9 protein-coding genes are annotated in these 9068 nt (G+C 64.1%); 5 read left to right on the top strand and 4 right to left on the bottom strand.

From position 1 onward, the window contains the following. On the bottom strand, positions 1-282 hold a 282-nt coding region (locus J7E68_RS14825; protein ID WP_396652510.1), incomplete at its 3' end, for an MFS transporter. Between the two features lie 195 nt (positions 283-477). On the opposite strand from J7E68_RS14825, the gene J7E68_RS14820 reads away from it, so the two are divergent. The 3 genes from J7E68_RS14820 to J7E68_RS14810 all read left to right on the top strand — a co-directional run bounded on the left by J7E68_RS14820 (position 478) and on the right by J7E68_RS14810 (position 4217). Further along, positions 478-1989 (top strand): argininosuccinate lyase, encoded by a 1512-nt coding sequence (locus J7E68_RS14820; RefSeq protein ID WP_215173848.1) that lies wholly within the window; start codon positions 478-480, stop codon positions 1987-1989. Positions 1990-2010: 21 nt separating this feature from the next. Beyond that, entirely contained in the window at positions 2011-2886 is an 876-nt protein-coding gene (locus tag J7E68_RS14815; RefSeq protein WP_215173846.1) for a LysR family transcriptional regulator, read from the top strand. A gap of 125 nt (positions 2887-3011) precedes the next feature. Further along, positions 3012-4217 (top strand): MFS transporter, encoded by a 1206-nt coding sequence (locus J7E68_RS14810; protein WP_215173844.1) that lies wholly within the window; start codon positions 3012-3014, stop codon positions 4215-4217. 116 nt (positions 4218-4333) lie between these two features. Here the strand turns inward: J7E68_RS14810 and J7E68_RS14805 are convergent, their stop codons facing one another. The 3 genes from J7E68_RS14805 to J7E68_RS14795 form a co-directional block, all read right to left on the bottom strand. Further along, a complete protein-coding gene (locus J7E68_RS14805; RefSeq protein WP_215173842.1) occupies positions 4334-5188 on the bottom strand; it encodes an aldo/keto reductase in 855 nt (284 codons plus the stop codon). A gap of 40 nt (positions 5189-5228) precedes the next feature. After that, positions 5229-6179, bottom strand: a complete 951-nt coding sequence (locus tag J7E68_RS14800) for an aldo/keto reductase family oxidoreductase (RefSeq protein ID WP_215173840.1) — start codon at positions 6177-6179, stop codon at positions 5229-5231. Between the two features lie 130 nt (positions 6180-6309). Beyond that, entirely contained in the window at positions 6310-7386 is a 1077-nt protein-coding gene (locus tag J7E68_RS14795) for a sorbosone dehydrogenase family protein (RefSeq protein ID WP_215173838.1), read from the bottom strand. Positions 7387-7751: 365 nt separating this feature from the next. Here J7E68_RS14795 and J7E68_RS14790 point away from each other — a divergent pair, with 365 nt between their 5' ends. Further along, positions 7752-8648, top strand: coding sequence for a helix-turn-helix transcriptional regulator (locus J7E68_RS14790; RefSeq protein ID WP_215173836.1), 897 nt, complete (start codon positions 7752-7754; stop codon positions 8646-8648). Beyond that, positions 8645-9068 (top strand): alcohol dehydrogenase catalytic domain-containing protein (locus J7E68_RS14785; protein ID WP_215173834.1); only part of this gene is annotated, 424 nt, incomplete at its 3' end. The genes J7E68_RS14790 and J7E68_RS14785, both read left to right, overlap by 4 nt.

The following is a 9068-nucleotide window of genomic DNA, read 5'->3' as shown; positions in this document are numbered from 1 at the left end:
GAGCGGACCGTAGAACGGGCGTCGACCGAACCGGTCAACGAGCCTGCCGCAGATGAGTGCGCCGAAGAACAGACCGAACAGTGTCGCCGACCCCAGAAGCCCCACCCACACCGGGGCGATCTCCACCGTCTGTTGCACCGTTGCCAGCGCAATACCGCTGACACCGAGGATGTAGCCGTCCGCGTACGAGCCGGTGGCTGAGGCTATTGCCACCCGCCAATGGAAGCGGCCAACGGTCGCTTGGTCGAACGGCACGGTCGATGTCACAGACGTCGTTGTCATTTCGGAACTCTTTCGAGAAATCAGTTGGATGTGGCGGAAACCACTGCGTTGAGTGAACCCGGCCCCGCAGCCGCCCGTCCAATACGACCTCGCGATACATCCCATAGCGGAAACGACATCTCATCCGCTGGCCGCTGACCACGAGCCGATGACACACTCAGACCGAATCCTGTTCGACGACGAAAGGTCACCTCCATGTTGCAGCAGAAAGCTGGCACCTATCGCGGGTTCCGCACTGCGGGAATCCGGTTCACCGAAGACCTTCTCGAGGATCTGGAGTACCACCGCACCGAGAAGTTCTCGGCAACTCTGCCCGGCGTGCATGCTTTCGACAAGGCCCACATTGTCATGCTCACCGAGGAAGGCCTGATCCCTGCACACGCCGGCTCCGAGATCCTCCGACTCGTGAGGTCTATGGAAAAACAGGGCATGGAAGCCGTACGTCTTGATGCTCAGGGCGGTGAGCATTCGCTCGAGTACTTCGTCATCCGGGAGCTCGGTGAAGACATCGGCGGATGGATCAACCTCGGTCGCAGCTCCGGCGACCTGGGTGAAGTGGCCCGCCGGTTCGCACTCCGTGACCGCATCCTGGTTGCATGGCACGCGCTCAACACGTTCCGCGCTGCTCTCATCGGCCTGTCGGAACGCCATGTCGATGTCGTGTTCCCTGCACAGACTTTCCTGCAGTACGCCCAACCGACGTCGTTCGGGCACTGGTTCGGAATGTGGGTCGAGGTGCTCACCCGCCATACTGACCGCCTCGCGTCACTTCACGCCCGGGTCAACGAGTCACCGGCCGGCGCAGGCATTCTCACGGGGAGCGACCTCCCGCTGGACCGCCACCGCACGGCCGCGCTTCTCGGCTTTGACCGCCCGTTGGCAAACACGTTCGATGCGGTGCTCAGTCATGACATCAATCTCGAATCTCAGAGCACCCTCGCCGCGATCTGGAACGACCTCGCGCGCCTCGGTGACGATCTTGAGCAGTGGTTGGCGAGCGACACGAAGTTCGTGGACGTGCCCGACCGCTTCTGCGACACGTCGAGCGTGATGCCGCAGAAACGCAACCCGATGTTGCCGCAGTTCATGAAGGCGCAAGCGACGAAGGCTCTGGCGATGCTCACCAGCGGATTCCTCGCTGAGCGTGGCGCGACGGGCCAGCCGATGTTGGAACGCAACGAACCCGAAACACTGCTGTGGGAGCTGTTCGACGCGCTCCCCGGAGTCACCCGCGACCTCACCCGCCTGCTGGAAGAACTCACGCCGAACATCGCCCGCATGCGTGAGGCGTCAATCGCCGGATGGGCGAACGCGAGCGACCTGACCAGCCTGGTTGTGCGACGTGGTGGGCTGAGCTGGCGGGCCGCACATCAGATCGTGGGCATCACGGTGCGGTTGACCGAAGAGCGCCAGATCTCCCCGGACGAGGTCACGAGCGAACTGTTGGATGAAGCAGCCGAGGCGTACCTGGGTCGCCGACTCTCACTCTCGGAGGATGACATCCGGACTGCTTTGGAGCCGGCGGAGTCCGTCGCGCAACGAACCGTCTACGGCGGCGCGGCGCCCAGCGCGCAGGAAGAAATCCGAGACGAACAGCGTCGCCGTCTGGACACGCATGAATGGGCGCTGGAGGAGGCCCGAGGGCAGCTCGTCACCGCCGCCGCTATCTTGGAAGAAGCCATCGACGGGATCCTGTCGAGAGCATGAGAGCGACCGGCGGAGGGTTCGATGAGTCTCACTCGACTGGAGTACTTCGTCGCCGTTGCGGAGGAGCTGAGTTTCACACGCGCCGCGCGTCGACTCCATGTGTCCCAACCGCCACTGACCCAGCAGATCCAACGCTTGGAGTCAGAACTGGGCGAGAAGCTGTTCGTACGCTTGCCGCGGCGAATCGATCTGACACCGGCGGGCATCGCCGTCCTCCATGAGGCGCGTGGGATACTCGGCAGGTACAGTCGGCTTGCGGGCATCGCGACCGAAGCGGCAGCTGGCCACATGGAAACGCTCGAAGTCGGGTTCGTGCCCTCAGCCATCATCGGCGTGGTCCCTCAGCTTCTCGCTCGAGCGAAAGCCGAGCTGCCCGACGTGTCGATTCGGGTGCATGAGCTCAACATTGAGGAGCAGATCCCGATGTTGCGCTCCGGCGACCTCGACCTTGGCTTCTTCCGTACGCTGCACCCGGACCCTGAGTTCGAGGGGATGGAACTCGCGGCCGACTCGTACTACGTCGCTCTCCCGGACTCCCATCCGCTGTCCTCTCAGGAGGCAGTGGAGTGGTCGCAGATCGCAGAGGAGTACCTCATCACCACCGACCGTTCCAGAGCCGTCATCGAGTTCGATTCCGTGGTCGCCGCGTGTATCGCGAACGGCTTCAGTCCCCGGATTCGCGCGGAAGCAATCGAAGGCTACAACCTCATCGCGCTGGTCGCCGCGGGCTTGGGGGTCGCTGTGATCCCGGGACTCGCCAGGCGCAGCCAGCAGACCGGAATGACCTTCAAACGCCTCACCCCGGAGGTTCGCGCGGTCCCCATGCGAGCTGTCATCTCGCCCGCTCGCACAACGTCGTCCGCCGACCATCTGCTCCGCCTCGCGACCGCCGAGTAACACTAGGAGGCACTGTCCGTGCCTCCCAGCCCGGTGCATGCGGCTTGTTGACTTGATGTACGCATGCCCGCTGCCGCGCCTTCGCGCGGGCCTACCGACTCCTCGCCTCACTCAGGAATATCTCTATGACTGCGCCCGACGCCACCACCACGTCTCAGAAGACTCGCCTCCCTCTCGTCATATACGTTCTCGCCGTCGGCACGTTCCTCATGGGAACGACCGAGTTTGTCGTCGCCGGTCTCCTCCCCGAGATGGCCAGCGACTTCAACACCACGGTCGCTCACGCCGGCCTGTCCATCACGATCTTCGCGGTCGGCATGATTGTCGGCGCGCCCGCCATGGCCCTCGCCACCCTGCGGCTTCCTCGCCGCATCACCCTGTCTGCCTCGCTGGCTGTGTTCGCCCTCGGACACGTTGCAGTCGCGCTCACGACGGGCTTCGAACTGATGCTCGCCGCGCGCTTCGTCACCGCCGTCGCTACAGGCGCGTTCTGGGCCGTCGGATCCGCCGCGGCGGCCCGTGCGGCAGGTCCGGAAGCGAGCTCTCGCGCACTCGGGCTCGTGCTCGGCGGTGGCATGCTCGCAAACGTCCTCGGTGTCCCGCTCGGTTCCATCAGCGGCCAACTCATCGGATGGCGAGGAACATTCTGGGCTCTCGCCGTTCTCGCGGCTCTCGCCGCGGTTGGTGTCGCACGGCTCGTGCCCTACAACCCGCCACCTGAGAAGCGACCCACAGTCCTCGGCGAACTTCGAGTGCTCCGCAACGGCCGGCTCTGGCTGGTGCTCATCACCTGCGCGGTCATCAATGCGGGCGTGCTCTCCGTCTACAGCTACATCGCTCCTCTCATCACGGACAGCGCTGGCCTATCCGGATCCGTGATCCCTTACGCGCTGATGGCGTTCGGAGTCGGCGCTCTTGTCGGCAACATCGTCGGCGGCCGTCTCGGAGACACGCACCCGTATGCGACCTCGTTCGTCACCGCCGGAGTAACAGTCATCGCGTGCGCAGGGATCTGGGCCTTCTCGTCGCAGCCCGCGCTGCTGCTGGCCCTGTTCGCGCTCCTGGGCCTTGTGGGACTCTCCGCAAATCCGATCATGGTCTCGCTGGCTGTGCGTTTCGGTGGCGAGTCGGACGCCCTGGCGGCCGCGATGCCCGCGTCGATCTTTAACCTTGGCACCGCTATTGGGACGGGCCTCACCAGCTCGCTCCTGCTCGGAACTCTCGGGGCATCGGCCCCTGCCGTCGTCGGTGTCGTGTTCGGCGTGCTGATCTTCGTCCCGCTGGGCATCCTCGCATTCGTGGAGCGTCGGACAGCTCCCGTCGCGGTCTGAACACAACGAAACGCCGGCCGCCCCGGGTGAGGGGCGGCCGGCGTTTCCGTGCTCGGAGCAGCAGCACACGTGCAAAGATCCCCGGCCACGAACATGACCGGGGAACTTCGAACTACTTACTTTCCGCTGTACACAGGGAACGCGGCGGAATCTCCATAGTCCCGGAGAACCAGGTTCGATAGGACCTGCATGTCGGCGTCGGAGATGACGAAATCAACGTCCGCGTTCGATCTGAGATGCTCAAGGTTGGACGTCTTCGGCAGGGAGACGGCTCCGAGCTGAATCGTGTATCGAATGCACAGCTGAGGCACCGATACCTCATATCGACCGGCGATCTCAGCGATCTCGGTGCTGGCCAGCACCTCACCGTGCGCAATCGGAGAGTACGCCTCGATGAGGATGTCGTGTGCTTCGCAGTAGTCGATGATGTCTGTCGGAGTGTTTCCGACGTGGACCAAAATCTGGTTCACGGTCGGTGCGACCGTGGCGACCTGCAAGATGTTCTCGATGTCGGACGGCTGGAAGTTTGACACACCAATGGTGCGGATCTTTCCGGCCTTGTGCGCATCTTCCAGCGCGCGCCACGCCTGACGGTTCCCTTCGTCGTAGCTGCCGCCTCGGTAGTCCTCCCACGGCTCCGGGCTGTGGATGAGCATGAGGTCGATGTACCCGATATCCAGCTTCGCCAGCGATTCGTCGATGGCCGCCACCGCAGCGTCGTAGTCCTTGATCTCCGCGGCGAGCTTCGTGGAGACGAACAAGTCTTCACGGAGCGGGCCGCTGGCGCGGACGCCTTCACCGACGCCGCGTTCGTTGCCGTATGCCTGTGCGGTGTCGATGTTGCGGTAGCCGATGTCGATGGCGTTGCGGACGACGTCCGCGACCTTGTCATCGTCGATGAGCCACGTTCCGAGCCCAAGTTTCGGGATCTGGATCCCGTTCGCCAACGCGTACGTCTCGTTCAACGTCATGGCGTAATACTCCTTCTGTCGTTTCTTCGTGGTGTGCCGGTCAGGGCACGTTGTGGCCAGCAGCCTGGATGAGCGCATACCACTCGCCGCGGGTGAGCGGAATGTCCGCACCGGCTGCCGCGTCAGTCACCCGCTGCGGGGTGGTGGTGCCGAGTACGACCTGGATGCCGGCCGGGTGCCGGGTGATCCATGCGGTGGCGATCCCCGTCGGGGTGACGGAGTACTTCGCCGCGAGGCGCTCGAGCTCCGCGTTCAGCTCCGGGTATTCGGGCGAATCGAGGAATACTCCGTCCTGGAAACCTTTCTGGAACGGGGACCAGGCCTGCAAGGTGATGTTATTCACACGGGCGTAGTCGACAAGCCCTCCCCCGTCTCGGCTGATGGAGTCATCGAAGCCGACCATGTTGGAGGACAGGCCCTGGGCGACCAGCGTGGAATGGGTGACGGACAACTGCACCTGATTGGCGACAATCGGCTGGGTGACCGCGGTCTTGAGCAGGTCGATCTGACGCGGCGTGTGGTTGGACACACCGAACGCACGCACCTTGCCCGTCGACTCGAGGTGATCAAACGCCCGCGCGACTTCGTCCGGTTCGACAAGCGCGTCGGGGCGGTGCAGCAAGAGCAGATCCAGGTAGTCGGTGCGTAGTGCGCGCAGCGACTCCTCCGCCGAGCTCACAATGTGCTCATACGACTGGTCGTAGCCCCACGGGTCTGCGATGATGCCGGTCTTCGTCTGCAGCGTGATCTGTTCTCGCTCTGATGAGGTGAGCTGAAGCGCGTCGCCGAAACGTCGCTCGCACAGGTGCGGACCGCCGCCAGGGTGGTTGAAGCCGTACAGGTCGGCGTGGTCGAAAACGTCGATGCTCGCCTCGCGGGCAGTGGTGTACAGGTCCCGGATCTGCTGGTCATCGCTGCCGGCGATGCGCATCATCCCGGCGATGACGTTGGACACCTGGGTAGTTGTTGATCCGAGAGAAACGGAACGCATGATCCTCCAATTGCTTGACAGTGGCCACGTGCGGCGGGCGGCAATACACCACCCGCCGCACGTCATCTTTCCAGCGTAAAGACGGGAACTGTCGAGGTGGGAGGCACTCTTAGGCCACCTCAGAGAGTCTTTAGCGGACCACTCGCAGCACGCGGTCGTCGTCGGAGCTCGGCTCGCCTCGCCCATCGGTGTTGCTCGTAAGAACCCACAGCGAGCCATCAGGGGCTTCCACGACATCACGCAGCCGACCGTACTCGCCGACCAGTTGGTCAGTAGATGTGGTGACGTCGCTCAGCGGGACGGTCCACAGTCGCGCGCCGCGCAGGTTGGCGATGTAGATTGTCCCGTCGACGATGCTCATTCCGCTCGGGCTGGCGTTAGCCGGGTCCCACTGCTGGACGGGATCGACATACTCTGCCTGACCCACGATGCCTTCCACCTCGGGCCACCCATAGTTCCCGCCCGGCTGAATCACATTCAGCTCATCCCACGTGTCCTGACCGAACTCCGAGGCGTACAGGGTGCCGTCTTCGGCCCAGTCGAGGCCTTGCGGGTTACGGTGCCCGTAGCTGTACACGAAGGAATCAGGGAAGGGGTTGTCCGCGGGGACCTCGCCGTCAGGAGTCAGGCGGAGGATCTTCCCTCCCAGGTCATCGATGTCCTGCGCGGCGGTCCTACTGCCAGTGTCGCCGACGGTCGCGTACAGCATGCCATCGGGCCCGAACGCGATACGGCCGCCGTCGTGGTAACTCGACGCCGGAAGACCGTCGAGAATGATGTCCGCGTTGCCCAGCGTGTAGGACCCGGCATCGCCATTCAGGGGATAGCGGATGATGCGGTTGTCGGTGTCCGTCGTCGTGAACACATACAGGTCGGTGTCTCGAACAGCGAGGCCCAGCAGCCCTCCCTCACCTCGGTGCGCGGATCCCTCCACTACGCCGACTTCCCTCGTGGTGCCGTCGTCGGTGAGTTCGACGATGCGCCCAGTGTTGCGTTCGCTGACGAGGGCGCTGTTGTCAATGAAAGCGATTGACCACGGCGACTCCAGCCCGGAAGCGAGGGTCTGCACCGTCCCGGTGTCCCCTCCTCCCGCCGAAGCAGTCGTTTCCACGGGCTCCGGGGCCGCTTCCGGAGCCGAGGTGCATCCGGTGAGGAGCGCAACGGCAAGGACGGGAGCGGCGAGGTGCCGTCCGCGTAGTGAGGTCATGTGTGCTTCCTTTCGTCGGCCCGACTTGGTGTCGGGTCTGGTCGGGCAGGCCACGCGGGTGCTCGAGTGAGTGCGAGCCCCCGGTGCGGGTACCCCGGCGTCCTCAACGTATGCAGGCGTGCGTCGGGCGTGGGAGGCACGCTCAGGACCCCCTGAGTTGCGCGCACTCGATATGCCGCGCGTCGGCGCTTCTCCGGAGCACCCATCACGCTCGGTGATGAGCCGGGGGGCACTGTCCATACCTCCCAGGTGCTCCGGGAACAGAAATACGATGCGAACAGGCGTACTGCCGACCCGGATACGGACCGTCGGCGCACAGTACACGCGGAGACGCGCAGGGTCCCGGACCAAAGGATGAGCGACAGATGACGGACAACAAGGACGAAGTCAAAGACTTCCTGATGTCACGCCGTGCAAAGGTGACCCCGGAGCAGGCGGGCTTGGAGAGTTTCGGCGAACGGCGTGTACCCGGCCTCCGCCGCGAAGAGGTCGCAGTGCTTGCCGGCGTCAGCTTGGAGTACTACACCAGACTCGAACGCGGCAACATTCACGGGGCATCAGAAAGCGTGGTGGGGGCGGTCGCTTCGGCGTTGCATCTGAATGACGTCGAACGCGAGTATCTCTTCGACCTCGCACGCACCGCCCCGAAGCTCGGCAAGAAACGGCCGGCTCCGGCACCGAACGGTGTACGAGTTTCTGTGCAACGAGTACTCGACAACATGGCAACACCCGCCATCGTTCACAACGCTAACCAGGACCTCGTCGCTGCGAACCTGATAGGACGAGCGCTCTACGCCCCGATCTTCGACTCCAGCGACCGACCCAACATCGCTCGCTTCGTCTTCCTCGACCCGCGGGCTCAGACGTTCTACCGCGACTGGGCGCTCGCCCGTCGCACGGTCGCAGCGACGATCCGGTTGGAAGCCGGTCGAAACCCACTCAACGCGGATCTCACAGCGCTCATCGGGGAGCTCTCCACACGGAGCCCGCGGTTCCGCAACGACTGGGTCCGGCAGGACGTCCACGAGCATCGCAGTGGGGTGAAGTCGTTCCAACACCCCGATGTTGGCGTGGTGGAAGCAGCCTTCGATGTGTTCGAGATGCCGGGTCAGGATGGTCTGCAGATCGTCACATACAGCGCCCCTCCGGGCACCGCAACGGCTGAGAAGTTCGAGATGCTCGCCTCCTGGTTCTCCCCGGAACGAGATGCGACTGACGGTGCGCCGTCGGTCGAGCGTGCCCCGCAGGACGGGCTGCGGTGAAGGCAATCGGCGTTGCCACGTACGGTGGACCTGACGCGCTGAACACATTCGACCTCCCCCTACCTCCGGTTCACGACAATGAAGTACGCATCAAGGTCCACGCTGCCGCCATCAACCCCGCTGACGTGATGCTCCGCGAGGGTCACCTCGCCGCGTGGTACTCGGACCTCGAACCGCCGTACATTCCGGGGATGGACATCTCCGGGGTCGTCCACGCTCTGGGCACGGAGGCAGCGCAGACATCGGGGCTACGGGTCGGACAATCCGTGGTCGCCATCGTCGACAACCAGGGCGCGCACGGCGGGTACAGCGAATACGTTTCGGTGCCTGCTGCATCTGTAGTCGCGGCACCCAACAACGTCAGCATCGAACGGGCAGCAACGTTTCTGATGTCCGCGCTACCCGCGCGCGCCGCCCTCG

Origin of the sequence: Microbacterium sp. ISL-103 (assembly GCF_018613995.1) — a bacterium.
Taxonomy (GTDB): Bacteria; Actinomycetota; Actinomycetes; order Actinomycetales; family Microbacteriaceae; genus Microbacterium.
Note: the sequence above shows the minus strand (reverse complement) of the source record. Positions and strands in the feature narration are given on the sequence as shown.